A 25,887-nucleotide genomic window follows, 5' to 3' on the forward strand; every position below is an offset into this window, starting at 1 on the left:
GGTGCTTGTCAAGGCATCTTTCCCGCCTTGACAAGCACCCCCGCGCCGTAGTCACACTAAAAAATCGGGGTGCCCGTCTCACCTCTCGACGGCAATGTCGCCGCCAGGCGACGAGCCGCCGCCCCGAGACCGAGGCCCGCCCGCCGTCACCGAGGACTAGGCGTAACCCGCGCCAACGCAGCGATCAACCGATCCACCCCGTCCCCGCCCCGAGCGTCGTAGCACCCGGAAAGCCCCTTGTACACCAAGGGAAGGATCTTGTTGACCCGCAGCCCGTACTTGGTAGCCGCGTGCATGATCTTCGGCTTCCCGATCAGCTTCGCGAACACGTTCCCCAGCCGGTAATACCCGCCCATCAACTCGGCAACGGCCCGCGGATACCCCTCCAGCGCCCGTTCCCGCGACGGCCCCTCCGGCCGAGCCAACGCCTGCACCACCGCCTCCGCCGCGAGTTGCGCCGACTCCATCGCGGCGGAAATGCCCTCGCCGTTGAACGGACTCACCATCCCGCCGGCATCCCCGAGCAGCAGCAGCCCGTCCCGGTAGTGCGGCGTCCGGTTGAACCCCATCGGCAACCCGGCCCCGCCGACCTTGCCGATGGCGTTTTCCTCGCGGTACCCCCATTCCTCCGGGGTGCCGTCCAGCCATTGCCGCAGCAGCGCCCGGTAGTCGGTGTTCCGAAACGACGCCGATGTGGACAGCATGCCCAGCCCGACGTTGACCGTCCCGTCGCCGAGCGGGAACGCCCAGCCGTACCCGGGCAGCAGCTTCGGATCACGCGGATCAGACCGGTCCCACAGCTCGAGGTGCCCCTCGATGAACGGATCGTCGTGCTTCGGGCTCTTGTAATACCGCCGCACCGCGACCCCCATGGGCCGCTTCTCGTTCTTGTCGATCCCGACGCTCAGCGCGAGCCGCGCCGAAACCCCGTCGCAAGCCAGCACCAACGGCGCCCGGTAACTGACCGGTGTCTTCTCCGGACCGACCTTCGCCTCGACCCCGACGACGCGACCGGAAGCGTTCGTGATCGCCCCGGTAACCGTGGTGCGCTCGTACAACCGCGCCCCAGCCTTCACCGCGGTCTTCGCGAGCAGATCGTCGAAGTCGTGTCGGGTGCGGGAGACGCCGTACGGCGGGTAATCCGTGAGATCCGGCCAATCGAACTCCAGCGTGAGATCCCCGGTCAGGATCCGCAGGCCCCGGCTGCGCACCCAGCCGGCCTCTTCGCTGGTGTCGAGACCGAGATCGATCAGCTGCTTCACGCCGCGCGGCGTGAGGCCGTCGCCGCACACCTTCTCGCGCGGGAACTCGGTCTTCTCCAGCAGCAGCACGTCCACGCCCGCCCGGGCGAGGTACGTGGCCGCGGTCGAACCAGCCGGTCCCGCCCCGACCACGATCACTTCGGCGTCGTGGTCCGGGTTGCGGCGGCGCGAGGTCGTCATACCCCGAAAATACAGCGTGACTCAGCCGCTCCCGGCGAGGGCGGTGGAGGGGAGGAGGCGGAGTCAGGCCGGCTTGCGCGCGCGGTGGATCGCGACGACGCCGAAGGTGAGGTTCAGCCATTCGACCTCGGTCCATCCGGCGCTCGCGATGATCTCGCCGAGCCCGCGCTGATCGGGCCAGGCGAGCATCGATTCGGCCAGGTAGGAGTAGGCCTCGGGGTTGGTCGAGGACCGGCTGCCGACCCAGGTGAGCAGCTTGAGGATGAACCGCCGGTAGACGAACCGGATCGGGGCGAAGGTGGGCGTCGACACCTCGCAGATCACCAGCCGGCCGCCCGGTTTGACCACTCGCCGGATCTCGGCGAGCGCGCCCTTGGTGTCGACGAAGTTCCGCAGCGCCAGCGAGATGGTGACGGCGTCGAAGCTGTCGTCGGCGAACGGCAGGCACATCGCGTCCGCGGCGACCATCGGCACCTTCCGGTGCAGCCCCGCCTTGAGCATCCCGACGGAGAAGTCGGCGGCGAGGCACCAGGCTCCGCCGCGCGCGTACTCGACGGTGGACACCCCGGTGCCCGCCGCCAGGTCGAGCACCTTCTCCCCCGGCTTGGCGTCCAGCACGCGCGCCGTGGTGGTGCGCCAGCGCCGGTCGAACCCGAACGTCATGAACGAGTTCGCCCGGTCGTAACCGGACGCGACACCGTCGAACATCGCGGCGACTTCGTGCGGATCCTTGTCCAGGCTCGCTCGGGGCATGGGTCCGAGATTAGTCCGTCCGTGCCGCGCGGTCGCGCGGGAGCAGGACGCTGGCGGCGACCAGCCACCCCAGCCCGCCGAACCGGCCGACCGGGATCAGCGGATACAGCGCCGGGGTCAGCAAGGACTCAGCGGATACAGCGCCGGGGTCAGCAAGGACAGCGAGGCGAGCACGGCGGCCGCGGCGACCACCAGCCCGGCGATCGACATCCAGCGCGGCAACAGTTTCAGGAACAACGCGGGCACCGCGATCCCGGCGATCAGCAACGCCAATGGCACCACGAAGCCCGGCCCGCCGGACGCGAACGCGAGACTGGTCAACGCCCGCGCCACTTCGGGTGCCGCACTGGCCTGCGCGGCGGTCCAGGTGATCAACCCGCTCATCGCGAGCGCGGCCGCCGAAAGCACGCCGCCGGTCAGCCCGATCACCGCGCCCGGTGCCGCGACGCCGAGCCGCCGTTGTCTCCGATAGGCCGTCGCCGCCCATACCGCTAACGGCACCGACGCGCCGAACACCGCGAACGCGAGCAGCTGCACGACGCCCTGGTTGCCGCCGATATACGCGGCGACCTCAGCCGCACTGGAATCCGGCCGCGTCCCCGCCGCCCCGAGCACCGCCGACGCGACGGTCAGCGCTCCGAACGCCAGCGCCGGGGCCAGCAACGGCGGGCCACTCTGCTGCCTAGTCATGGTCGTCATGGCAAATCTCCAGGTCAATTAGTTTCACTACTAGAACGATTACACTGGTGTAATGGATTGTCAAGCGATACGGTTCAGGGCATGCAAGGACCCCCGCAGTTCGGCAGCGCCTTCCTGCTGGCCCAGCTGGGCGCACACGCGACCCAGCGCTTCGCCGAACGCGTCGCGGACCTGGGCCTGACCCCGCCGCAGACCGGCCTGCTGCGGGCGATCGCTCGGCGCCCCGGGGAGAGCCAGCAGGTGCTGGCCGCCGAACTGGGCACGCCGCCGACCCGGCTGGTCGCCCTGGTCGACGGCCTGGAGCAGCAAGGCCTGATCGAACGCCGCCGCAACCCGCAAGACCGCCGTCTCTACGCGGTTTTCCTCAGCGCCAAAGGCCAGGAAACGATGGCCGAACTGGCGAAAGCCGCCGCGGCACACGAAACCGAGCTGACGTCCGCACTGTCCACAGAGGAACGCTCGACCCTGCGCGACCTGCTGGGCCGGATCGCCGCCGACCGCGGCCTCGCCCCCGGCGTCCACCCCGGCTACCGCACCTGACCCGCCAGTCGTCCGTGAGGGGAACCCTGAGGGACTCTGATTCCCTCGGGGTTCCCCTCACGGACTTTGGTCAGCCGAGCGCGGCCAGCATCCCGCGCACCGAATTCGGCCAGGCGAATTCCTCCGCCCGCGCCCGGGCAGCCGCCCGCCGAAGCTCCTCCGGGCTGTCCAGCAACCCGGTCACCGCACTGGCGAACGCGGGCGCGTGATCGTCGACGGCTGCCCCGCACCCGGGGCGCACGATCTCCCGCAACGCCGAGGATGCCGAAACCACCACCGGCGTCCCCGAAGCGAGCGCTTCCAACGCCGCCAGCCCGAACGTCTCATGTGGACCCGGTGCCAGCGAAACATCCGCGCTGGCCAGCAATCGAGCCACTTCTCCGCGCCCGGACAGAAAGCCCAGGAACGTCACCGGCAAGCCCCGGGCCCGTCGTTCCAGCGCCCGCCGCCGAGGTCCGTCGCCGGCGATCACCAACCGCACCTTCGCGCCCGATTCCGTCAGTTCAGCGACCGTATCCACGCTCCGCTCAACGTGTTTCTCCGGCGACAACCGCCCACAATGGACAATCAGCGCGTCCGCGCCCCCAGCCAGCGTCGAGCGCCACCCCGTGTCCCGCATCGACGGCGCGAACGTCGCCAGGTCCACTCCCAACGGCACCCGCCGGACATTGGGCGCGGCGATCCGCTCGAATTCCGCATGCGCGAAGGCAGTAGTGCACACCACGGTGTCGTACGACGCTGCCATCCGCCGGTTCGCGACGTCCGCGACGTGCCGAGCCAGCACCCCGGGCAGCAGAAACTGCTCCAGCAACCGGTCCAGCCGCTCGTGCGAAATGACCGTGCTGGGCACCCCGTTCCGCCGCGCCCAGACGCCCATCCCGCGCAACGTCAACCGGTCCGACACCTCCAGCCGGTCCGGTTCCAGCCGCCGCAACACCGCACGGACCCGCTGCGGGTCCACCGCGCGATAACCGCCGGTGCCCGGAATCTGCAAGGCAGGCAACGAATACCGGCACACTCCCGTCGGCAGGGTTTCCACCGCGTACCGCCGCCCCGGCACGACCAGCGTCACCCGGTGCCCGCACGCGACGTACCCCGCGCCGAGGTGATTCAGCGCGGTCCGCAGCCCGCCGGACCGCGGCCCGTAGAAGTTCGCCAGCTGGACGATGTGCATGGCTCAAGCCGCACGCGCGACTCGGCCCTGTACCGCTTCGTAGTGCCCGACCAGCTCCCGGCACACCGCGGGCCACGTCCGGCCCAAGACCACTTTCCGCGCCTTCTCGCCCAGCCGGGCTCGCAACGCCGCGTCCCGCAGGTCCTCGACCTTGGCCACCAGCGCCGGGCCGAACGACTCCCGGTCCGCAGGCAGCAGATACCCGGTCCGGCCGGGCAGGACGAGATCCTTCGGGCCGCCCGCGTCCGGCGCGAGCACCGGCAGCCCGGACGCCATTGCCTCCTGCACGGCCTGACAGAACGTTTCGTGCGGCCCGGTGTGCACGAAAACGTCAAGGCTCGCGTATGCGACCGAAAGCTCTGCACCGTACTTCGCGCCGAGGAAAGCCGCGCCAGGCAACCGTTCCCGCAACGCCGGCAGCTCGGGTCCGTCACCGACGACGACCACGCGCACGCCGGGCATCCCGGCCAGCGCGGTCAGCCGGTCGACTTCCTTCTCCGGCGCGAGCCGTCCGACGAACCCGACCAGCAGCTCGCCGTTCGGCGCGAGTTCCGCCCGCAGTGCCGGGTCGGCGTGCGCCGGGGAAAACCGGCTGATGTCCACGCCGCGCGCCCAGCGGTGCACGCGCGGAACCCCGTGCAGCTTCAGCTGTTCGATCGAGTCGGAGGATGGCGCGAGCGTCCGGTCGGCTCGCGAGTGCAGGCGGCGCACCCAGCGCCAGGCCGCCCGTGCGCCGATGCCGAAGCCGTACGACGTGGCGAACCCGGCGATGTCGGTCTGGTAGACCGCGATCGACGGCACCCGCAGCCGTCTGGCCGCGGCGAGCCCGCGCGCACCGACCACGAACGGCGAGGCCAGGTGCACGACATCCGGGCCGAACTCGGCCAGCGCGGTGAGCACGGTGCGCGTCGGCAGGCCGATCGGCAGCGAGTTCACGCCGGGGAAGTCCAGCGCCGGAATGCGGACGACCGGAGCGCCGCGGTAACTCGCCGGGCCCGGTCCCGGCGCGACGACCAGCACGTCGTGCGCGGATTCGACCAGGTGCTCGACGACCCGCAGCACGGAATTCGTCACGCCGTTCACCTGGGGCAGGAAACTTTCGGTGACTATGGCGACTCGCACCGCGCCACTGTCGCAAAACCGCAGGCCAGGCGGGCCAATCCCGCGTAACCGACCGGCCAACGGTGGCGAAACACTCCGCAGCGTCCGCGCGCGGGCGCCGACCGTCGAAGAATTCGCCACGACATGTCATCTTCCGGTCGCGTCCCGGACACCAGGAACGCCCAGACTAAGCAGGCATGACCCTCTTGTCTTCCAGGCCGTCGCGGCCCGTGGAACCCGGGCTGCTCTCCCGAGCGCTCGAGGTCGCGGGGCGGCTGGCGAACGACGCCACCGACGTGATCACCGCGACCGCGGGCCGCGGCGCGCACCCGGCGACGCTGGATTCGCCGTTCGACTGGGTCACCGACACCGATCGGATCCTGGAACGGCACACCCGTCGCGTGCTGACCGCGGAGTTCCCCGGAATCCCGGTGGTAGGCCACGAATTCGGCGCTGACCACGGCGCGGACGTCGCCGAGTACCGCTGGGTGGTCGACTCGGTCGACGGCACCGCGAACTACGTCGCCGGAGTGCCGTGGTGCGCCTACAGCCTCGCCCTGGTCGATGCGAGCGGCCCGGTGGTGGGCGTCGTCGCGGATCCGTACCGGGCGCAGATCTACGCCGCCGCCCGCGGCCGGGGCGCCCGGGCGAACGGGAAGCCGCTGAAATTGGTCGACCGCGCGGGCACCGCCGGGGCGATCGTCTGCACCGAACTGGCGCGCAAGGGACCGTGGCCGGGGATGGGCGAGTTCATCGAACGCGCGGCCGCCGCACACGCCGGGGTGCGGGTGCTCGGGTCGGCCGCGCTGTCGATCGCGCAGGTCGCACTGGGCCACGCGGCTGCCGCGGTGCTGCACAGCTACCACGAATGGGACGTCGCGGGCTCCGTCGCGATGGCGATCGAAGCGGGTGCGGTGGTGCTGGACAAGCACGGGGAGGACGCCGCGCTGCCCACGGACGGGCTGCTGGTCGCCGCGCCCGGGGTCGCCGACGAGGTGCTGGGCTGGTGGCAGGAAACGGCGACCGTCAGTACCTGATCACACCTTCGCGGGCACCGGTTCCGCCACCGGCGCGGACCGGTCCCGCTTGATCAGCCGGCGCAGCCACCACAGCAGCGGGCCCGCGACCAGCCACGTGATCAGCACCGTCGTCCCGACCGGCAGCAGCGTCAGCGTCGCCGTCCGGCCCGCGACCCGGGTCAGCTCCGGGTTGGTCGCGTCGTACTCGATCGCCACCAGCTGGCCGGCGGCGAGCCCGGACGGGTACAGCACTCCCGTCGGCGGACTGTGCACGATGCCGTCCGGGGTCTGGTACTGGATGATCGTGCGGTCGAACGCCACCGACTCGACCGTCGCGTTCGCCGTGCCGAGGTGCGAATCGATCGCGCTGTCGTTGCGGAACGCGGCGAAAACGAGGCACACGCACATCACTGTCAGCAGCACAGCTACGCCCAACACGGCGAACCACGCGATTCGCCGTGCCTGCACACTCCTGGCTGCCACACCGAGAGTTTAGTCCGGTGCGCCGACCAGCCCGGCACGCGGCAGCCAGTGCGGCCGGTGAAGCACGGGCAAGCCGTACGCGTTCCCCAGCGCTCCGGCGGCCCACCGGAGAACTCCGGTTCAGAGGAAGGGCGCGGCACCCGCCACGCCCGGCCGCAGAGCCGGGCGTGGCGGAGCCGCGCCCCCACCTTCAGAGCGGAACTCAGTGCTGATCGGCCTCCGCCAGCGCCCGGTGGTTCGCCTGGATCTGGTCCCACGACTTCGGCTTCGCCGGAACGGCGGCGAACGCCTTGGCCGCCGCGACCGTCCCGTTAGGACCGACGGCGGGCTTGCCCTTGGTGAACAACCAGGTCTGGAACAGCTGCTGCAACGGCTTGCCCGACACCTTCTCGGCAAGCGCCACGAAATCCGGGATCACGGCCGCCTTGCCCGCCTTCTCGACCTGCCACTGCCGGAGGATCGAGAAGAACGCGTCGTCGCCGACTGTTGTGCGCAACGCCTGCACCGCCATCGCGCCCCGGTCGTACACCGCGCGGTCGAACTGCTTCGGCTCGCCCGGGTCGCCCGGCAGGACCTGCCAGAACGGGTCGTCGGCGGCATAGGAGTCGTACGCGTACTGCGCGAGTTCCGCGGTCGTGCCCTCTCCCTGGTGCTCGGACCACAGGTACTCGGCGTAGGACGCGAAACCCTCGTTCAGCCAGATGTCGCTCCACTTGCCCAGCGAAACGTTGTCGCCGAACCACTGGTGTGCGTTCTCGTGCGCGATCAACGTGGTGTTGGCGCTGGCGGCGAAGTTGCGCGCACCATAGGTCGGCCGGGTCTGGTTCTCCAGCGAGAAGGTGATCCCGCTGGTCACGACGCCGCCCTCGGCCTCGAACGGGTACGGCCCGAACTGCGAGGCCAGGAACTCGTCGACCTCCGGAGTCCGCTCCACGCTCGCCTTGGCCGCGTCGAGCGAATCGCCGAGGTCGGAGCCGTAGGCGGTGATGAACGGTTTGCCGTCCGGCGTGGTGGACTGGACCACGTCGTACTTGCCGACGATGAACGAGGTCAAGTAGGTCGCCTGCGGTTTGGTGCTGCGCCAGTTCCACCGCGTCCAGCCGGCGCGCTTCTTGGTTTTCTTCACGAGCGTGCCGTTCGTGATGGCGGCCAGCCCGTCCGGTGCCTCGATCGACACGTCGTAAGTCGCTTTGTCGGTCGGGTGGTCGTTGGACGGGAACCACCACTGCGCGCTCTGCGGTTCGTCGACGCCGAGCGCGCCGAAAGCGCCCTTCTTCCAAGTGTTCAGTCCGCCGACCTTCTCCGTCGACGGGCTGTCGGAGTAGCTGACGACGACCGTCGCGGACTGGCCCTTGAGCAGCGGCTGCGCCGGGGTGATCACCAGTTCCCCGTCGCCGGTGGAGTTCGTGAACTGCGCCGGCCGGTTGTTCACCAGCACCTTCGACGCCTTGAGCGCGAAGTCCAGGTCGAACCGCGACAGGTCCTGGGTGGCGGTCAGCAGCAGGGTCGTAGTGCCCGACAGGACGTCGGTTTCCGGCTGGTAGCTCACGCGGATGTCGTAGTGCTGCACGTCGGTGCCGCCGTTGCCGGCGTTCGGGTAGTACGGGTCGCCGACGCCGGGCGCGCCCGGTGCCGGGACTGCCGAAGCGGTGCCCGCCAGCAGCACCGTCGCGACTCCAGCCGCAACCGCCCCGATTCCGGCCCGAGTTCTCGATCGCATGGTTCCTCCAAGGTGGCCAATGCGACCGAACGTATCCACGCGAGAACCCCACAGGTACGTCCGAACGACGGGTTCTTACCCACTGGGAAGATCACCCGGATTCGGCGATCCACCACGCGATCGCGATCGGAATGCCGTACAGGATCGGGCCCGCGTACAGCCCCGGCCACGGTCCCCAGCCGCGCCGCACGGCCAGCCCGGCCATCGCGAACGACCCGGCGATCGCGGCGAACCAGCCGACCCACGGCAGCACCAGGACCGCCTGCTGTCCGCCCGTGCCGCAGATCGCCCGGCTGTCCCCGGCGAAGCAGTTGTCGCTGGCCATCACCAGGAACGACGAAAAATACGAACACGCCAGCCCGAGCAGGGCCAGTGCCGCCACCGCCGCGCTGAACCAGGCCCACCGGCCTCGCGGGCGCAGGTCCGCCTCGTTCAAGAACTCCCCCATTTTTCACCGGCCCCCGCCGGTTAAACCGTCCCCACCGCTTCCGCGACCGCGGACTTCAGCCGCGCGTGGAGATTCCGGTGCTGCGCCCGGTCGACCCGGACCTCGACGACCCGCAGACCCGGCGCGGGCCGCAACGCGGCACGGAACTCTTCGACCGTCTCGGCCACGACGTGCGGCACCCGGTAGCCCGCGCAGAGCGCGCCCAAATCCGCACCGTGCGGCGTGCCGAAGACGCGCTCGAAGCTCGCCGAGTGTTCCGGCGCGCCCTGCTCCAGCAGCGAGAAAATGCCGCCGCCGTCGTCGTTCAGCACCACGATCGTCAGGTCCGGCAACTGCTCCGCGGGTCCGGTGAGCAGGCCGGACGCGTCGTGCAGGAACGTCAGGTCGCCGAGCAGCGCGTACGACGGCGCACGGTGCACGGTGGCCGCGCCGATGGCCGTCGAAACCGTGCCGTCGATCCCGGCGACGCCGCGGTTGCGGTGCACCAGGACGTCCGGCCGCAGCCGCCCAGCCAGCGCGACGTCACGTGTCGGATTCGAGGAGCCGACCACCAGCAGCGCGCCTTCCGGCAGCGCGTCGACCAGCTCAGTCGCCACCCGCACGCCGCTCGGCCACGGCTCGGCGGCCAGCGCCGTCGCGACCGCTTGGCTGGCCGCGGCGTCCGCGCGCTGCCAGCTCGCCAGCCACTCCGGGTCCGCGGGCTTCGTCGGTTCGGCGAACCACTGGCCGACCTGGCGGACGTTGTGCGCCGGCGCGGGCCAGTCCGAATCCGGCCGAACCAGCAGCACCTCGACCTCGGGGTCCGACAGCACCTTCTGCACCTGCCGAAACACCGTCGGACGGCCGAGGCACAGCACCTGCTCGGGACGGTGCCGCGAGATGAATTCCTCGACGCCCAGCAGCCAAGCGCCGGACGACATCGCGGTCGCGCCGGACAGCCCCAGCCCGCCGGTCTCCGAAACGACCGGCCAGCCGTGCTGTTCAGCCCATTCGCTCGCCGCCTGCGCACCGGTGTCGCACGCGATCACCAGGCCGTGCCGGGCCGAGGGCACCACGAACGAGGGCAGCGCGCCGAAGTCCGGCAGCTCGGTCCAGCGTTCGCCGTCCGGACGGCCTTCGAGCGATTCGTACCACTCGCCGTTATCGTCGAGATCCGGAACCAGCGGTTCGCGGAACGGGATGTTCAGGTGCACCGGCCCGCAGCGCCACTCGCCGTACGCGGCGTTCCACGCGCGGCAGATCTGGCTGCGCCAGTAGGAGTTCTGCCCGGCCCGGCGTTCGGCCACGGCCAGCTCGTCGAAGTAGCGGACCGCGTCGCCATACAGCTCGTACTGGTTGATCACCTGGCTCGCGCCCGCGGAACGCAGCTCCGGCGGACGGTCGGCGGTGAGCACGATCAGCGGCACCCCCGCCCGGTCGGCCTCCAGCACGGCCGGGTGGAAGTTCGCCGCCGCGGTGCCGGAGGTGCAGACCACCGCCGCCGGACGGCCGGTGCGCGCCGCGATGCCGAGGGCGAGGAACGCCGCGCCGCGCTCGTCGATGCGGACGTGCAGCTGCAGCCGTCCCGACGCGGCGGCGTCGTAGAGCGCGATGGACAGCGGCGCGTTGCGAGATCCTGGACACAACACGACGTGCGAGACGGTGTTGCGGACGAGTTCGTCGACGATGACCCTGGCCTGCGCGGTGGACGGGTTCACCGGCAGGCCCCTGTTAGGGCACCGTCCGACGGGCTCTCCCCGGGGGCGGCGTCAGGCACAGCGATCATGTCCACAGGTCCTATTCTCCCAAACGTGGATGACGCCCGAGTTTCCGAGCTGTTCGACCCCGCCGCCTGGTCCGAGGTCGAAGGGTTCTCCTTCACCGACATCACCTACCACCGCTCGCGAGATGCCCGCTCCGGCAAACGGGTGGTCCGGATCGCTTTCGACCGCCCGGAGGTCCGCAACGCCTTCCGTCCGCACACCGTCGACGAGCTCTACCGGGCGCTCGACCACGCCCGGATGAGCGCGGACGTCGGGTGCGTCCTGCTCACCGGCAACGGCCCGTCGCCGAAGGACGGCGGCTGGGCGTTCTGCTCCGGCGGTGACCAGCGTATTCGCGGACGCTCCGGGTATCAGTACGCGAGCGGCGAGACCTCGGACACGGTCGACCCGGCGCGCGCCGGCCGGCTGCACATCCTCGAGGTGCAGCGCTTGATCCGTTTCATGCCGAAACCCGTGGTCGCCGTGGTGCCCGGCTGGGCCGCCGGCGGCGGGCATTCGCTGCACGTCGTGTGCGATCTCACCCTCGCCTCGGCCGAGCACGCGCGGTTCAAGCAGACCGACGCCGACGTCGGCTCGTTCGACGCGGGCTACGGCTCGGCGGGCCTGGCCCGGCAGGTCGGACAGAAATTCGCGCGGGAGATCTTCTTCCTCGGCCGCGACTACACCGCCGAGCAAATGCACCGGATGGGCGCGGTCAACGAGGTCGTGCCGCACGCCGAACTGGAGCGGGTCGCGCTCGACTGGGGCTGGACGATCATCGGCAAGTCGCCGACCGCGCAGCGGATGCTGAAGTACGCGTTCAACGCGATCGACGACGGGCTCGTCGGACAGCAGCTGTTCGCCGGCGAAACCACCCGGCTGGCGTACATGCAGGACGAGGCCGTCGAAGGCCGCGACGCGTTCCTGGAAAAGCGCGACCCGGACTGGTCCGACTACCCGTACTACTACTGACCTCGTGCGTGGTTACGCCGGTTCTGACCGGCGTAACCACGCACGAGCCCCGCGGAGGCCCCAGTGCACCTTTCCTGGCTCGACGGCAGCCCCGACGCCTTGGCCTCCCTCGACGCGGCCCTGGCGGCTGCCCTCGACGGCGGTCCGGCGGTGCTGCCGCTGAACTCGGCGGACCCGTCGGCACCGGCGCTGCTCGAAGCGATGGCCCCGGAGCAGCCGGTCGAGCCGGACACCGCCGTGGTGATCGCCACGTCCGGCTCCACCGGAGCGCCGAAGGGAGTGCTGCTGTCGCCGCGCGCGCTCACCGCGTCCGCGACGGCCACGCACGCCCGGCTCGGCGGCCCTGGACACTGGCTGCTCGCCACGCCCGCGCACTACATCGGCGGCCTGCAGGTGCTGATCCGGGCGCGGTTGGCGGGCACGAAACCGGCCTTCCTGACCGGCACCGGCTTCCGACCGGACGAGTTCGCCGCCGCGGCCGCGCCCGTGCTCGCGGAGAACGGGCCGCGCTACACCGCGCTCGTGCCGACCCAGCTGGTCCGGCTGCTCGACGACGGTGGCGCGGGCCTGGCCGCAGCGAAGGCGTTCGACGGCATCATCCTGGGCGCTGCTGCTACCTCGCCGAAGCTGCGCGCGCAAGCCGCTGAGGAAGGCGTGCGGATCGTTCCCTCGTACGGGATGAGCGAGACCGCCAGTGGCTGCGTTTACGACGGCGTCCCGCTCGACGGCGTGCACGTGGAGCCCGATGCCGACGAACGGCTGTGGATCTCCGGCCCGGTGCTGTCGCACGGCTACCGTCTCGCCCCGGAGCTGACCGAGGAGTCGTTCCGCGACGGCTCTTTCCGCACCTCCGACCGCGGCCGGTTGCTGCCGGACGGCCGCGTCGAGGTGCTCGGACGCGCGGACGACGTGATCAACACCGGCGGGGTCAAGGTGTCCGCCGCCTCGATCGAACGGCTGCTCGGCGCGCAGCCCGGGGTGCGGGACGCGTGCGTCGTCGGCATTCCCGATCCGCAGTGGGGCGAGGCGGTGGTGGCCATGGTGGTGGCCTCCGCGGACGAAGCGTCGCTGCGAGCCGCCGTCCGCGCTGAGCTGGGTGCCGCCGCCGCGCCGAAACGCATCGAGTTCGTCGACGCGCTCCCGTTGCGCGGCCCGGGAAAGATCGATCGGCAAGCAGTGGTCGCCGCCCTCCGAACGCACTGAGCGGGTTCACCGAACGGGTGAAGATCGCATGGCGTTGAATGGACTCCATGGCGACAGTCAGTGAGTGGATCGAAGGCGCTCGGCCGAGGACGCTGCCGAACGCGATCGCGCCGGTCGTAGCGGGCGTCGGAGCGACGATCGCGCTCGACGCGTTCTCCTGGTGGCGTTCGCTGCTCGCGCTGCTGGTCGCGCTTTCGCTGATCATCGGCGTGAACTTCGCCAACGACTACTCCGACGGCATCCGCGGCACCGACGAACACCGCGTCGGCCCGCTGCGCCTCGTCGGCTCCGGCGCGGCCGACCCCAAGGCCGTGCTGCGCGCCGCGCTGACCTCCCTTGGCTTGGCCGGCGTGCTCGGGCTGACCCTCGTCGCACTGAGCGGATACTGGTGGCTGCTCGCGATGGGCGCGCTCTGCATTCTCGGCGCGTGGTTCTATACCGGCGGCAAAAAGCCTTACGGCTACTACGGTTTGGGCGAGCTCGCGGTCTTCGTGTTCTTCGGCCTGGCCGGCGTCCTCGGCACGGTTTACGTCCAAGCCGGCCGGGTCAGCTGGGACGCGCTGGGCTGCGCGGTCGCGGTCGGCTCGTTCTCGATGGCGGTGCTGGTCGCGAACAACCTGCGCGACATCCCCACCGACCTCGAGTCCGGCAAACGCACCCTCGCGACCCGCATGGGCGACGGTGGCACGCGCAAGCTCTACCTGACCCTCGTGACGGTCCCGTACGCGCTGACCGTGCTGATGGGCGTCTGGCATCCGTTGCTGTTCATCGCCTTCGTCACCGCACCGCTGCTGCTGAAGCCGATCAAGGCGGTCGGTGGCGGCGGCAAGGGCCGGGAACTGATTCCGGCCCTGCGCGACACCGGCCTGGCGATGCTGGCGTGGGCGGTGCTGAGCGCGGTGGCCCTCGCGCTCTAGCGGCCGCTTCGGTAGCGCCCTGGCGTGGTTCCGATGACGGCGGTGAACGCTGCGATGAAGCCGCTGGGATTGGCCCAGCCACAGGCGTAAGCGGTGCGCACGGTGTCGTGACCGTCGGCGAGAAGCACCAGCGCGTGGTAGATGCGGAGCTGGGTGCGCCACTCGTAGAAGGTCATGCCGAGTTCGTTGTGGAACAACCGGCTGAGGGTGCGCGCGCTGGCTCCGACCGTTTTCCCGAGTTCGGCCAGGGTGGCGTTGTCCGCCGGGTTCTCGTGCAGCCGCTCCGCGATCGCCCGCAGCCGGTCGTCTCGCGGCGCGGGCAGTTGCAGCGGCGGATCGGGCGCTTCGCGGAGTTCGTCGACGAGGACCCGGTGGAGGCGAGCGAGCGCGGACCCGCGATAGCCGCCGCCCTCGTAATTGCGGGGGCCGGTCAGCGCGAGCAGGACCTCGCGGGCAAGACCGGACGTCCGGTACACCGCTGGCCGGTCCGAGACCAGCCGGGCCAGCGCGGGCTCGAGAAACACGATCCGGATGTCGGTTTCGCCGTGGGCGCGGTGGAAATGCGGGAACCCGGCGGGTGTCCAGGCGACCCGGTTGGCGGGCGCGAGCGAGGTTCCGTACTCGGTCTGCACGACCAGAACGCCGCGAGCCGCGTAGACCAGGTGTCCCTGCTCGTGCGTCTGCAGCTCGCTGGTTTCGCCGGACGGCCAGAGATGCCTGCCGCCGGAGGGCCACAGGTAGGACTCCGGACGGGCTTGGCGGGACCGGGCATCACTTGGCATTTTAGCGTTAACCAGCCACCAGCCGTTCTTGAAAGGCTTTTCTCTCGACGAGGCGCTGTTGCAGTTTGAGGGAGAAATCGCATGTCGACGTTCGTTCTGGTGCCCGGTGCCTGGCACGGCGGCTGGGTGTTCGACCCGGTGACACCGTTTCTGGAGAGCTCCGGGCACACGGTGCACGCCTTGACCCTGACCGGTCTGCGGCCGGACGACGACGCCGCGACAGTCGCGAGCGCCAACCTCGACACCCACGCCGACGACGTCCTGGCGCTGCTCGACCGCACCGGCATCACCGACGCGACACTCGTCGGCCACAGCTACGGCGGGCTGGTGATCGCCGCCGCTGCCGACCGAGCCGGCGGCCGGGTTTCCCGGGTCGTGCATCTCGACGCCTACGTCCCCGACGACGGCGATTCGTGCTGGTCCTCGACCAGCGAGGCGTACCGGCAGGCGTTCGTAGCCGGCGCCGTGGACACCGGCTACTCCGTCCGCCCGCCCGAACGCGACGGCCGGGACGCCCGCCGCCGGCCCCATCCGCTCGCCTCGCTGCTCCAGACGGTCCGGCTCACCGGCGAGTTCGCCAAGGTCCCCCGCCGCGAGTTCGTCTACTGCTCAGGCTGGGAAGGCACGCCGTTCACCGACCTCCGCAACCGGCTCGAAGCCGACCCGGAATGGCAGGTTCACGTCCTCCCGACCGGCCACAACGCGATGTATGAAGACCCGAAAGCCGCCGCGAAACTGCTGAACGACTAACCGTCGAACCGGCGCAGGGCCGGGCGCTGATCCCGGCCCTGCGCGCAGTCGCTCTAGCGGCCCACCGCGATCGCCTGCCACTCCACGAACTCCGCCAGGCCGTGCGAGCCGTACTCGCGACCGACCCCGCTCGCCTTGAACCCGCCGAAGGGCGCGTTCCCGTGCCGTGGCGCGCCGTTGACGTGGAACGTCCCCGTGCGCACCGCGCGCCCGACCTCGACGCCGTGCTCCGCGTCGGCCGTCCACACGCCGCCGCTGAGGCCGTAGTCGGAGTCGTTCGCCAGCCGGATCGCCTCGTCCTCGGTGTCGAACGGGATCACCACGAGCACCGGCCCGAAGATCTCCTCGCGGGCGATCCGCATGTCGTTCGTGACGTCGGCGAACACCGTCGGGCGCACGTAAAACCCATCCGCCAGCTCGGGGTCCGCGAGCGGCTCGGGCCCGCCCGCCGCGATCCGCGCCCCCTCCTCGACGCCTATCCGCAGGTACGACCGCACCCGCTCGTACTGGTCCTGCCGCACGATCGGCCCGACGAACGTGTCCGGCTTCGCCGGGTCGCCGACCACGATCGCGTCGGCCATTTCCGCGAGCGCGGCCACGATCTCGGCGTACCGCTCGCGCGCCGCGAGAATCCGCGTGTGCGCCACGCACATCTCGCCGTTGTTGGCGAACGTCGCGCTCCGGATCCCCTCGGCGACGGTTTTCGGATCCGCGTCCGCGAGCACGATCGCCGCGGACTTGCCGCCGAGTTCCAGCCCGACCCGCTTGAATTGCTGCCCGGCGAGCGACGCGATCCGCCGCCCGGCCGCCGTCGAACCAGTGAACGAAATCTTGTCCACGCCGGGGTGCGTCACCAGGTACTCGCTCACGTCGCGATCCGCCGCGAACACGCTCACCACGCCCTCGGGGAACCCGGCCTCAGCGAAGATCTCCGCCAGGACCATCGCGTCGAGCGCGGTTTCCGGCGCGGCCTTCAGCAGCACCGGGTTGCCCGCCAGCAGCGCCGGGATCAGCTTCACCAGCGCCGCCGAATGCGGCGAGTTCCACGGGATCACCGCCGCCACGACGCCGACCGGCGCGGCCCGCACGATCGTCCGGTTGCCCGCGTCGTCGGTCAGGGTCTCCTCCCAGGCGAACTCGCGCGCGAGCTTGAGCCACGCGGCCGTGCGCTCCGGGAGGTTGTGCTGCGTCCAGCCGGTGAACCAGCTCGGCGAGCCGTTCTCCGCGGTGATCAGCTCGGCGATTTCGTCGGCCCGGGTGGCGTGCAGCGCGTTGAACCGCTCGACCAGGCGCACCCGCTCGGCTAAGGGAGTTCTGCCCCACGGTTCGACCGCCTGGCGAGCCGCCGCCACCGCGCGATCGACGTCCGCGGGCGCGGCCTTCGGTGCGGTTCCCACCAGCCTCCGGTCGTGCGGGGAACGGATTTCGAAGACGCCGGCCGTGGCGGGCTCGGTCCAGCGGCCGCCGAGGAAAAGCTGGTCGCAAGTGCGCATCGGGATCTCCTGTGCGAGTTAACGGGACACTGTTCTCTTGCTCTTCCGAAGCTAACAGGACACTGTCCTCTTATCAAGAGAGCAGTGTCCTGTTATGCTTCCGGACGTGTCCGACTTCCAGCGCGCCCGCAGTCCCGAGCAAGTGGAAGCCCGCCGCGAGGAGATCCTCGACGTAGCCGAACAGCTGCTCACGGAGTCGTCCGTCGGCGAGATCAGCATGCGCGAACTGGCCCGCCGGGTGGGCTTGTCGGCGTCGAACGTCGCGCGCTACTTCCCCACCCGAGAGGCCGTCTACCTGGAGGTGCTCGACCGGGCCCGCGGCGCGTGGCTCGATTCGCTCGCCTTGGACGGCGATCTGCCGGAAGTCGCCGCGACTCTCGCCTCGTCGCTGGCCGCACGGCCGGTGCTGTGCGAACTGATCAGCGTGCTGGCGAATGTGCTGGAGCGCAACGTCTCAACGGAGATCGCACGGGAGTACAAGCTGCGGTCCGCGAAGCACAACGCCCGCACCGCGGACTTGTTGCGCACCGCGCTGCCGGATCTCACTCCGGAAACCGCGCAAGAACTATCAGCGGCGATCTTCGTGTTCACTGCCGGGATGTGGCCGCTGGCGCACCCGAACGAAGCCGTGCAGGAGGCCATCAAAGACCCGCGCCTGTCCGGCTCCCGCATCGACTTCGAAGACCGGCTAACCCGGCTGATCGTCGTGCTGACGCTGGGGTACCAGGCAGCTAGCCCTCGAACCGGCCGGTGAGCAGGAACTCGTCGAACCGGGCCCGATACGGCGCGAGGTCGATCCCCTGCTCGCCGAGCCATTCGTCCGAGTAGTACGTGTTCGCGTACCGCTCGCCGCCGTCGCACAGCAACGTCACCACCGAACCCGCCTGGCCTTCCGCCAGCATTCGCGAAATCAGCAGGAACGCGCCGTACAGGTTGGTCCCGGTGGAGCCGCCCGCCCAGTGTCCGGTGCGGTCCCGCAGCAGCCGGATCGCGGCCAGCGAACCAGCGTCGGGCACCTGGAACATCTCGTCGATCACGCCGGGCACGAACGACGGTTCGCAGCGCGGCCGCCCGATGCCCTCGATCCGCGACGGCATGCCGGTCGCGTAGTCCAGCGCGCCGGTTTCCCAGGCACCGTAGAACGACGAGTTTTCCGGGTCCACCACGCAAATCTTCGTGGTGTGCCGCTTGTACCGGACGTACCGGCCGAACGTCGCGCTCGTCCCGCCGGTGCCCGCGCCGACGACGATCCACGACGGCACCGGGTGGCGTTCGGCACGCATCTGCGCGAACACCGATTCGGCGATGTTGTTGTTGCCGCGCCAGTCCGTCGCGCGCTCGGCGTAGGTGAACTGGTCGAGGTAATGCCCGTTGCATTCGGCGGCCAGCCGCTCGGCCTCCGGGTACATCGCGGGTGCCTCGTCGACGTAGTGGCACTCGCCGCCGTAGAACTCGATGAGCGCGATCTTTTCCTTGCTGGTGCGCCGCGGCACGACGGTCACGAACCGCAGGCCGAGCATCCGCGCGAAGTACGCCTCGGACACCGCCGTCGAGCCGCTGGAAGCCTCGACCAGCACGGTGTCCGGTCCAATGTGGCCGTTGACCAGGCCGTACAGGATCAGCGAGCGAGCCAGCCGGTGCTTGAGCGAGCCGGTCGGATGCACCGACTCGTCCTTCAGGTAAAGGTCGATGCCCCATTCCGGCGGCAGCGGGAAAACGTGCAGGTGGGTGTCGGCGCTGCGGTTGGCGTCGGCCTCGATGATCCGGACGGCCTCCCGGACCCAGGCGCGGCTGTGCGGTTTGCTCATGCCGCGGAGTCGTCGGCCGAGGTCTCGCCGCGCAGCTGCGAGCGCAGCTGGGCGCGAGCACGCGCGCGGGATTCGTTGCGCTTGGCCAGGCCAGCCGTCACGCGCTGGTTCAGGCCGCGCAGGAGCAGCAGGCCGAGCGGAAGGCCGACGACGAGCCCGATCAGCAGCGCGACCAGCAGCGGCACGCCGACCAGCGAAAGCACGGCCGCGACCACCGCGACGAGCGCGAACCGCGCGATCAAGTACACCGTCAGGTCACGGGCCAGGTGGTCAGGTGTCTCGCTCACACCGAAACAGGCTACGCCCCGCTGCCCGGCTCTTCGTCCAGGCCCGCGTTGTTGGGGCGGCCCTCGAACCGGGTGGAGAGCACCACCGTCGTGTTGGTGCGGCCGACGCCCGGGATGCGGCGCAGCCTGCCCAGGGTCAGCTCCAGCTCGTCGACCGTCGCGACCCGCACCTTCACTACGAAGGCCTCGTCGCCGGCGACCGCGTAACAGCTTTCCACCTCGGGCAGTTCGGCGAGAGAAGCCGCGACGTCCTCGTCGGTGGCGGTGTCAGTGGGATGGATGCCGACCAGCGCGGTGACGCCGAGGCCGACGGTGTTCGGGTCGACCATCGCGTGGTACCCGGTGATCACGCCCGCCGCCTCGAGCTTCCCGACGCGTTCGTGCACCGACGACGCGGAGAGCCCCACCGTCCGGCCGAGGTCGGCGTAGGTGGCCCGGCCGTTGGCCCGCAGCTCGGCGATGATCTTCCGGTCCAGCTGATCCACCGGCTCATTATGCGGCGCGCCCGCGCGCGAGGCGCAGCCCGGTCGGCCCCGGATTGTCTCCTGCGTCACAGCAACCTCAGCGCCGGAAGCCGCTCAGACCCGGCCTTTGCTCGGTCTTTACCCGAATCTCGCCGCGGTCAGTCGGAAAATGCCTGGTCAACGGGCCGCCAACCGGCGCTGAGCGATCCTGAGAATCTGCTGAGTTATGTCCCTTTTGCACTTTAAGGGCTCTTTACCCAAGGACAACCGTTCGAGTACCCGACGGGTGAAGTGCCACGATTGCCGCGTTGGCCACCCGGGCGCGACGGGCGAAATCGCCCGATGCCCCCGGTATAGCAAGTTGGGCGTTAAGGAGGCGGAAAATGACCGCAACCATGGGCGGACGGTTGCTCACCCCGGGTGAGGTGGCCGCTCTGTTCCGGGTGGACCCGAAGACCGTGACCCGCTGGGCCACCGCGGGCCGCATCGGCTCGATCCGGACGCCGGGCGGACACCGCAGGTTCCGCGAGTCCGAGGTGAACGAGCTTCTGGCCGAACTCACCACGGACGCGAGCGAGCCGACCCGCAAGATCTGATCCGCGGGTCTCGCAACGCCGAAGGGTCGTGACTGGCAAGGGGTGCCTCCCGCATCGCTTGCCGGTCACGACCCTTCGCCGCGTTCCGGCAAAGCTCCGCAAAGTTCTCCGCGACACGCCGCTCCACCGCGCCTTTCGGCGACCACACCTCCCGAGATCGCGCCGGTTTCTGGACTGAGCGATTCGACCGGCCCCCAGGCCGGGCGAATCGGGAGGGAAGAAACCGGCTCCCCGGCGATCTCGGCGCCCCGGCGAAGCCGGGGCAGTCAAACAGAGCCGGGGCAGTCAAATACGGCTAATCTGGGGGCCAGCACGACGGAAGGACCCGGGCATGATTCCTTTGCTCGCAGCGGTGGGCGCGATCACCATCGCCGTTCTGTTGTGGCGGGCACTCGGCGCGCAGCGGATCAGCGTCCCGCAGCGCCGTCCGGCCGTCGCCCCTGACGACGATCCCGAATTCCTGCGCAAGCTCTCCGAACAGCAGCGCAACCGCCGCCCGGACGACACCGACTCCTGATGGAGACCCGCACCGCGCGGCCACTTCCCCCGGGGGACGCGTCCGACCAGCGCCCCCTCGTCGAACCCGCGCTGGTCTAGCAAGCACCACCCCGAACCCTCGCCGGTCTAGCAACCACCACCCGAGATCGCGCCGGTTTCTGGACTGAGCGATTCGCCCGGCCCCCAGGCCGGGCGAATCGGGAGGGAAGAAACCGGCTCCCCGGCGATCTCGGCGCCCCGGCGAAGCCGGGGCAATTAGACACGTGTGTTGAACCCGTCCGCCACCGTCGCGGCCAGTTCCAGCAGCGCGAGCCGGGTGTCTCCGCCGAGGCGTTCCAGTTCGATCTCCGCGCCTTCTTCCAGGTGCGCGTCGAACGGGATCCGGCACACCGCTCGCACCTTGGCGCCGAAGTGCGCGGCCAGCTTGTCGAGGTCGACGGAACTGCCCTTCGGGCGCACCGAGTTGATCACCACGACCGAGCGTTTCACCAGGTCGCCGTAGCCGTGCGCCTCCAGCCAGTCCAGCGTCGCCGAGGCACTGCGGGCCCCGTCGACCGAACCGGAGGACACCACCACGAGCGAGTCGGCGACGTCGAGGACGCCCTTCATCGCCGAGTGCATCAAACCGGTGCCGCAGTCGGTGAGCACGATGTTGTAGAAGTGCTCGAGCAGGTTCACCGTGCGCCGGTAGTCGTTCTCGGAGAACGCCTCCGACACCGCCGGATCCTGTTCGCTGGCCAGGATTTCCAGCCGGCTCGATCCCTGTGACGTGTACGACCGGACGTCGCTGTAGCGCGTGATCTTGTCCGCGTCCCGCAGCAGGTGCCGCACGGTCGCGGTGGTCTCGATGGCGATCTTCTGCGACAGCGTCCCGCGGTCCGGGTTCGCGTCCACCGCCACCACGCGGTCGCCGCGCAGGGACGCGAAGGTCGCGCCGAGCGTGGTCGTGGTCGTGGTCTTGCCGACGCCGCCCTTGAGGCTCAGCATCGCGATCTTGTAGCACCCGCGCAGCGGCTGGTTGACCCGCGCGATCAGTTCGCGCCGCCGCGTGTCCGCGGGGCTTTCGCCCGGGTTGATCAGCTTGCCGCTGCCCAGGTACACCGCCTTGCGCCAGCCGGACTGCGGCGTGCGCTTCTGCTGCTTCACCAGGTGCGCGGTGGCCAGCTCGTCCGCGCTGGACGCCGGTTGCGGCAGCCCCTGCGGGGCGCCGGGAACCGGAGCGGCGGGCGGCGGCTGCTGGTACCCGGGCGGGGCGGCGTGCTGCGGCTGCTGCGGCGCAGGAGGCTGCAGGGGCGGCAGATTCTGGTCGTAGTGCGGCTGGTAGCCGCCGGGCTGCGGCAGCGGCTGGTACGCCCCGTGCGGTGGCGGGTCGACGACCTGCGTCGGCTGCGCGTCGTACGGCCCGGCACCGGGGTGCGGCGTCGAATCGGTCCGTTCCTCGGAGAACATGGCAGCCGGTTCCTGGGCCTGCTCGGACTGCTGTTCGCCGGCAGTCTCTTCACTGGGTCCGGTCACCGTTGCCAACCTCCCGGGTACGTCGAAGGGCCCCTGGCGACGACGGTAGTCGCCCGAGGCCCAGTCCGGGTGGCGGACCCCCGGCTAGCTCACCCCTGCGTAGGAATGCAGTCCGGCGGTCACCAGGTTGACGAAGAACAGGTTGAAGATCGTCACCGAGAACCCGACGATGTTGATCACCGCCGCACGCGTGCCTCGCCAGCCCGCGGTGGCGCGGGAGTGCAGGTACGCCGCGTAGATGACCCACGCGATGAAGGCGACGGTCTCCTTCGGGTCCCAGCCCCAGAACCGGCCCCAGGCGGCCTCGGCCCACACCGCGCCGCACAGCACGCCGAAGGTGAAGATCGGGAACGCCACGATGGTGGCGCGGTAGGCGATCCGGTCGAGCACGTCGGCGGCGGGCAGCTTCGGGCCGAACCCGGCGAACTTGGCCGGGTTGCGGTCGTGCGCGGTGCGGAAGAGGTACAGCACGCTCGCCACGCCCGGCACCAGGAACACGCCGGAGCCGATGATCGCCGCGGACACGTGGATGTAGAGCCAGTAGGACTGCAGCGCGGGCACGACCGGCGCGGCCACCGTGTACAGCAGCGTCCCGTTGATGAACATCAGGATCACGACCGGCAGCAGCAGGAAGCCGGTGAGGTGGCGGACCGGGAACTTCTTGATCACCACGAGCCACGCGACGACGGTGATGAAGGTGACCGCCATGCCGTACTCGTACATGTTGCCCCACGGCGCGCGGTGCACCGCGAGTCCGCGCAGCACGATCGCCGACAGCTGCAGCAGCGCGCCCAGCACGAGCAGTGCCGCGCCCATCCGGCCGATCCGCTCGGCGCGGCCGATCGCGCGCGGGGCCTCCGGCTCGACCGGGGCGTCGCCGTCCTCGATCGCGGCGGAGTCGTCGGAGTCCGGTCCGCCCGCGCCGACCAGCACGCGCTTGCGGCTGCGCTCGGCGGCGAGACGGCCCTTGGCCCCGAATGCCTGCTCGAAGAGGGTGAACAGCAGCGCCAGCACGTAAATCGCCACTGTCGTCGTGTACAGCAGGTCGCTGTACTGCGAGAAAGTCTCGTTGATTTCCATGCCTCAGCTGCCCTTCCGGCCCGTGACCAGCCGTTCGCTGATCCGCTGGAATTCCTCGCCGTATCCGGCTTGATCCGTGCGCGCGAGCCCCGCGACCTCGATCACGGTACTCGCGCCCCCGTCCTTGCCCGGCCGCACCCGCACCCAGACGCGACGCCGCTTGACCAGCAGCGATGCCCCGAGTCCGGCGAACATCACGATCGCGAAGCCGAGCACGTAGCCCTGCGTCGGATCGTGGGAGACCTGCAGGTTGACCCACTTGTTGACGCCGTCGAACCGCACCTTGGTGCCGTCGTCGAGCGTCAGTTCCTGGCCGACCGCGAGGTTCTTGCGCGCCACCCGCTTGAGCCGGCCGTCCTGGACGCGGGACTGGTCGACCGAGAACACCGACTGGCCGCGTCCCGCGTCGAGACCGAGGTCGCCGCGCAGCACGTCGACCGCGACCATCGGGTTGTTCAGCTGCGGCCCGGTCGAGGTGAGCACGCCGCCGTGGATGAACGACGACGGCGCGAACAGGCCGGTGATCGCGAGCTGCTTGGTGCGCCGCTGGATCTCGTCGGTGATGCCGGGCTGGTCGAACTTCGTCGCGCCCTCGGACAGCATCGTCGCCGGGTCGCTGTACATCCACTGGGTGTTCTGGGTGCGCTTCTCGCCGTTCGGGAAGGTCACCGTGAACTGCGGCGAATACCCGTTGCCCAGCAGGTAAACCCGGTCGCCCGCGGTGCGCAGCGGCTCGTTGACCTCGAGGTCGTAGGGCTTCCACGTGCCGGTCTGCAGGTCCTCGCCGGACTGGTACTCGATGTGCGAGTGGTAGTAGTCGGCCTGGTTGGTGGCGGTGTAGCGGGCGGTGAAGTCGTTGACCTTCACGCAGAACGGGTCGAGGTCGGTGCCGTCGACGCGCAGCCCGGCCTCGAACGAGTCGTAGTTGTAGATGCCCGAGTTGCAGAACTGGCCGCCGTTGGCCTGCACGATGACCTGGCCCTCGTAGCTGTAGAGCTTGCCGAGGGCGAAGAAAATGATCAGGCCGAGCATGCCGAAGTGGAAGAGCAGGTTGCCGGTCTCGCGCAGGTAGCCGCGTTCGGCCGAGACGCTGAACCCGCCGCCGTCTTCCTCGCGCTCGATGCGCCGCCAGCCGGACAGCTGCTTGCGCACGTCCTCGCGGATCGTCTCCGGCGTGCGCGCGGTGCGGGCGATCCGGTGGTGCGGCATGCGCGCGAGATTGCGCGGCGTCAGCACCGGCTTGGCCCGCATCTGCTTGAGGTACTCGAAGCTGCGCGGCGTAAGGCAGCCGACCAGCGAGATCATCAGCAGCAGGTAGATCGCGGAGAACCAGACGCTGGAGTAGACGTCGTAGAACTCCAGCTTGTCGAGCAGCGAACCCCACCAGCCGTGCGAGCTGATGTACTGGTCGACCTTCGGCGCGTTCAGCCGCCGCTGCGGCAGCAACGCGCCGGGCAGCGCGGCCAGCGCCAGCAGGAACAGCAGCACCAGCGCGGTGCGCATCGAGGTCAGGCCGCGCCAGGTGTTGCGCAGGAACGCCAGGACCTGCTTGGCCGCGGACGGCCGGTACGGCTGCGGGCTCTTCGGGGGCGCTTCGGTAGTGGTCACAACGGCAGCTCGAGATCGGAGGCGACGGAGTTGCGGAGCCAGCCCATGACGTCTCCCCACAGCCCGGTGACCAGCAGAATGCCGACCACCATCAGCAGCGCGCCGCCGAAGATCTGCACGCGGCGGCCGTTGCGGCGGAGCCAGTCGGTGGCGCGCACAGCCCAGCGGGCGCCGAGCGCGATCAGCAGGAACGGGACGCCGAGCCCGAGGCAGTAGACGAGCACCAGCAGGTACCCGCGGACCGCGGCCCCGCCGGTGGCGCTGGCGAGACTGGTGACGGCCGAGAGCGTCGGCCCGATGCACGGCGTCCAGCCGAGCCCGAACACCGCGCCGAGCACCGGCGCGCCCCACAGCCCGCCGCCGGGCACGTGGTGCGAGCGGACCTCGCGCTGCAGCCCCGGGATCCAGCCGAGGAAGACCAGGCTCATCAGGATGGTGAGGATGCCGCCGACGCGCTGCAGCAGATCCTCGTTGACCAGCAAGGTGTTCGCGAGCCAGACCAGCGTGCCCATGGTCGCGACGAACACCACGGTGAACCCGAGCACGAACAGCGCCGCCGCGCCGAGGACGGCGTAGCGGCCCTTCTTGCGTTCCTCGCCGTCGCGCACCGCCGGGGCGTCTGCGCCGACGAGAGCCGCGAGGTAGGCGAGGTACCCGGGCACGAGCGGCACCACGCACGGCGACGCGAACGAGATGGCCCCGGCCACCAGCGCGACACCCGCGGCGAGCAGCAGCGGCCCGGAAAGCGCCAGCTCGGACACGGAGTTCACGCACTTGAGAGTAGGCAGTGAGC

27 protein-coding genes are annotated in these 25,887 nt (G+C 70.1%); 9 read left to right on the forward strand and 18 right to left on the reverse strand.

The features are described 5' to 3' along the window. Nucleotides 1-146: 146 nt before the first annotated feature. The 3 genes from L942_RS28105 to L942_RS28115 form a co-directional block, all read right to left on the reverse strand. Nucleotides 147-1,442, reverse strand: coding sequence for a geranylgeranyl reductase family protein (locus L942_RS28105; protein ID WP_037366189.1), 1,296 nt, complete (start codon nucleotides 1,440-1,442; stop codon nucleotides 147-149). Nucleotides 1,443-1,505: 63 nt separating this feature from the next. Further along, complete coding sequence (locus L942_RS28110; RefSeq protein WP_037366191.1) at nucleotides 1,506-2,195, reverse strand: demethylmenaquinone methyltransferase; 690 nt, start codon at nucleotides 2,193-2,195, stop codon at nucleotides 1,506-1,508. Between the two features lie 117 nt (nucleotides 2,196-2,312). After that, the gene (locus tag L942_RS28115) at nucleotides 2,313-2,894 is read right to left on the reverse strand and encodes a DUF4386 domain-containing protein (protein WP_235079446.1); all 582 of its coding nucleotides are present in this window, start codon (nucleotides 2,892-2,894) and stop codon (nucleotides 2,313-2,315) included. 81 nt (nucleotides 2,895-2,975) lie between these two features. Between L942_RS28115 and L942_RS28120 the strand changes: the two genes are divergently transcribed. Continuing rightward, complete coding sequence (locus L942_RS28120; protein WP_037366193.1) at nucleotides 2,976-3,434, forward strand: MarR family winged helix-turn-helix transcriptional regulator; 459 nt, start codon at nucleotides 2,976-2,978, stop codon at nucleotides 3,432-3,434. Nucleotides 3,435-3,504: 70 nt separating this feature from the next. On the opposite strand, the gene L942_RS28125 is transcribed toward L942_RS28120, so the two are convergent. After that, a complete protein-coding gene (locus L942_RS28125) occupies nucleotides 3,505-4,608 on the reverse strand; it encodes a glycosyltransferase (RefSeq protein ID WP_037366196.1) in 1,104 nt (367 codons plus the stop codon). A 3-nt stretch (nucleotides 4,609-4,611) separates the two neighbouring features. After that, nucleotides 4,612-5,682 carry a glycosyltransferase family 4 protein gene (locus L942_RS28130; RefSeq protein WP_326929363.1) on the reverse strand — a complete coding sequence of 357 codons (1,071 nt, stop codon included), beginning with the start codon at nucleotides 5,680-5,682 and terminating at the stop codon, nucleotides 4,612-4,614. A 224-nt stretch (nucleotides 5,683-5,906) separates the two neighbouring features. Between L942_RS28130 and L942_RS28135 the strand changes: the two genes are divergently transcribed. Continuing rightward, nucleotides 5,907-6,746, forward strand: coding sequence for an inositol monophosphatase family protein (locus tag L942_RS28135; protein ID WP_037366199.1), 840 nt, complete (start codon nucleotides 5,907-5,909; stop codon nucleotides 6,744-6,746). On the opposite strand, the gene L942_RS28140 is transcribed toward L942_RS28135, so the two are convergent. From L942_RS28140 to menD, 4 genes are all read right to left on the reverse strand, one after another. Continuing rightward, on the reverse strand, nucleotides 6,747-7,211 hold the full coding sequence (locus L942_RS28140; RefSeq protein ID WP_037366202.1) for a DUF3592 domain-containing protein: 465 nt from the start codon (nucleotides 7,209-7,211) through the stop codon (nucleotides 6,747-6,749). Nucleotides 7,212-7,413: 202 nt separating this feature from the next. Continuing rightward, on the reverse strand, nucleotides 7,414-8,931 hold the full coding sequence (locus L942_RS28145) for a M1 family metallopeptidase (protein WP_037366204.1): 1,518 nt from the start codon (nucleotides 8,929-8,931) through the stop codon (nucleotides 7,414-7,416). A gap of 91 nt (nucleotides 8,932-9,022) precedes the next feature. Next, a complete protein-coding gene (locus tag L942_RS28150) occupies nucleotides 9,023-9,379 on the reverse strand; it encodes a hypothetical protein (protein ID WP_037366207.1) in 357 nt (118 codons plus the stop codon). A 20-nt stretch (nucleotides 9,380-9,399) separates the two neighbouring features. Then, nucleotides 9,400-11,076, reverse strand: a complete 1,677-nt coding sequence (gene menD / locus L942_RS28155; RefSeq protein ID WP_037366209.1) for a 2-succinyl-5-enolpyruvyl-6-hydroxy-3-cyclohexene-1-carboxylic-acid synthase — start codon at nucleotides 11,074-11,076, stop codon at nucleotides 9,400-9,402. Between the two features lie 93 nt (nucleotides 11,077-11,169). On the opposite strand from menD, the gene L942_RS28160 reads away from it, so the two are divergent. The 3 genes from L942_RS28160 to L942_RS28170 all read left to right on the forward strand — a co-directional run bounded on the left by L942_RS28160 (nucleotide 11,170) and on the right by L942_RS28170 (nucleotide 14,213). After that, complete coding sequence (locus L942_RS28160) at nucleotides 11,170-12,093, forward strand: 1,4-dihydroxy-2-naphthoyl-CoA synthase (protein WP_037366211.1); 924 nt, start codon at nucleotides 11,170-11,172, stop codon at nucleotides 12,091-12,093. Nucleotides 12,094-12,156: 63 nt separating this feature from the next. Beyond that, nucleotides 12,157-13,296 carry an o-succinylbenzoate--CoA ligase gene (menE, locus tag L942_RS28165; protein WP_081655268.1) on the forward strand — a complete coding sequence of 380 codons (1,140 nt, stop codon included), beginning with the start codon at nucleotides 12,157-12,159 and terminating at the stop codon, nucleotides 13,294-13,296. A 47-nt stretch (nucleotides 13,297-13,343) separates the two neighbouring features. Next, on the forward strand, nucleotides 13,344-14,213 hold the full coding sequence (locus L942_RS28170) for a 1,4-dihydroxy-2-naphthoate polyprenyltransferase (RefSeq protein WP_037366267.1): 870 nt from the start codon (nucleotides 13,344-13,346) through the stop codon (nucleotides 14,211-14,213). Here L942_RS28170 and L942_RS28175 read toward each other — a convergent pair. Next, on the reverse strand, nucleotides 14,210-14,995 hold the full coding sequence (locus tag L942_RS28175) for an AraC family transcriptional regulator (RefSeq protein ID WP_081655269.1): 786 nt from the start codon (nucleotides 14,993-14,995) through the stop codon (nucleotides 14,210-14,212). The two genes, L942_RS28170 and L942_RS28175, sit on opposite strands and share 4 nt — an antisense overlap. 81 nt (nucleotides 14,996-15,076) lie before the next feature. Between L942_RS28175 and L942_RS28180 the strand changes: the two genes are divergently transcribed. Then, nucleotides 15,077-15,745 (forward strand): alpha/beta fold hydrolase, encoded by a 669-nt coding sequence (locus L942_RS28180; protein ID WP_037366212.1) that lies wholly within the window; start codon nucleotides 15,077-15,079, stop codon nucleotides 15,743-15,745. Nucleotides 15,746-15,798: 53 nt separating this feature from the next. On the opposite strand, the gene L942_RS28185 is transcribed toward L942_RS28180, so the two are convergent. Then, a complete protein-coding gene (locus tag L942_RS28185; RefSeq protein ID WP_037366213.1) occupies nucleotides 15,799-17,238 on the reverse strand; it encodes an aldehyde dehydrogenase in 1,440 nt (479 codons plus the stop codon). Nucleotides 17,239-17,344: 106 nt separating this feature from the next. On the opposite strand from L942_RS28185, the gene L942_RS28190 reads away from it, so the two are divergent. Then, a complete protein-coding gene (locus L942_RS28190; protein WP_200862944.1) occupies nucleotides 17,345-17,992 on the forward strand; it encodes a TetR/AcrR family transcriptional regulator in 648 nt (215 codons plus the stop codon). On the opposite strand, the gene L942_RS28195 is transcribed toward L942_RS28190, so the two are convergent. The 3 genes from L942_RS28195 to L942_RS28205 are packed head-to-tail and all read right to left on the reverse strand — an operon-like array spanning nucleotide 17,970 to nucleotide 19,818. After that, complete coding sequence (locus tag L942_RS28195) at nucleotides 17,970-19,046, reverse strand: PLP-dependent cysteine synthase family protein (protein ID WP_037366219.1); 1,077 nt, start codon at nucleotides 19,044-19,046, stop codon at nucleotides 17,970-17,972. The two genes, L942_RS28190 and L942_RS28195, sit on opposite strands and share 23 nt — an antisense overlap. Continuing rightward, entirely contained in the window at nucleotides 19,043-19,333 is a 291-nt protein-coding gene (locus L942_RS28200; protein ID WP_037366221.1) for a DUF4229 domain-containing protein, read from the reverse strand. Before L942_RS28200 ends, L942_RS28195 begins: the two co-directional genes overlap by 4 nt. Nucleotides 19,334-19,344: 11 nt before the next feature. Then, the gene (locus tag L942_RS28205; RefSeq protein ID WP_037366224.1) at nucleotides 19,345-19,818 is read right to left on the reverse strand and encodes an Lrp/AsnC family transcriptional regulator; all 474 of its coding nucleotides are present in this window, start codon (nucleotides 19,816-19,818) and stop codon (nucleotides 19,345-19,347) included. A 362-nt stretch (nucleotides 19,819-20,180) separates the two neighbouring features. Between L942_RS28205 and L942_RS28210 the strand changes: the two genes are divergently transcribed. Both L942_RS28210 and L942_RS28215 read left to right on the forward strand, forming a co-directional pair. Further along, the gene (locus tag L942_RS28210; RefSeq protein WP_037366226.1) at nucleotides 20,181-20,393 is read left to right on the forward strand and encodes a BldC family transcriptional regulator; all 213 of its coding nucleotides are present in this window, start codon (nucleotides 20,181-20,183) and stop codon (nucleotides 20,391-20,393) included. Nucleotides 20,394-20,724: 331 nt separating this feature from the next. Then, on the forward strand, nucleotides 20,725-20,910 hold the full coding sequence (locus L942_RS28215) for a hypothetical protein (protein ID WP_037366227.1): 186 nt from the start codon (nucleotides 20,725-20,727) through the stop codon (nucleotides 20,908-20,910). Nucleotides 20,911-21,146: 236 nt separating this feature from the next. Here the strand turns inward: L942_RS28215 and L942_RS28220 are convergent, their stop codons facing one another. The 4 genes from L942_RS28220 to L942_RS28235 form a co-directional block, all read right to left on the reverse strand. Beyond that, the gene (locus L942_RS28220) at nucleotides 21,147-22,406 is read right to left on the reverse strand and encodes a MinD/ParA family ATP-binding protein (protein ID WP_037366229.1); all 1,260 of its coding nucleotides are present in this window, start codon (nucleotides 22,404-22,406) and stop codon (nucleotides 21,147-21,149) included. 84 nt (nucleotides 22,407-22,490) lie between these two features. Next, entirely contained in the window at nucleotides 22,491-23,486 is a 996-nt protein-coding gene (gene ccsB, locus L942_RS28225) for a c-type cytochrome biogenesis protein CcsB (protein ID WP_037366232.1), read from the reverse strand. Nucleotides 23,487-23,489: 3 nt separating this feature from the next. After that, nucleotides 23,490-25,094, reverse strand: coding sequence for a cytochrome c biogenesis protein ResB (gene resB, locus L942_RS28230; protein ID WP_037366235.1), 1,605 nt, complete (start codon nucleotides 25,092-25,094; stop codon nucleotides 23,490-23,492). After that, entirely contained in the window at nucleotides 25,091-25,864 is a 774-nt protein-coding gene (locus L942_RS28235) for a cytochrome c biogenesis CcdA family protein (RefSeq protein ID WP_037366239.1), read from the reverse strand. The genes resB and L942_RS28235 overlap by 4 nt, the downstream gene beginning before the upstream one ends. Nucleotides 25,865-25,887: the final 23 nt, after the last annotated feature.

The organism is Amycolatopsis orientalis DSM 43388, from assembly GCF_000411975.1.
GTDB lineage: Bacteria > Actinomycetota > Actinomycetes > Mycobacteriales > Pseudonocardiaceae > Amycolatopsis > Amycolatopsis orientalis_D.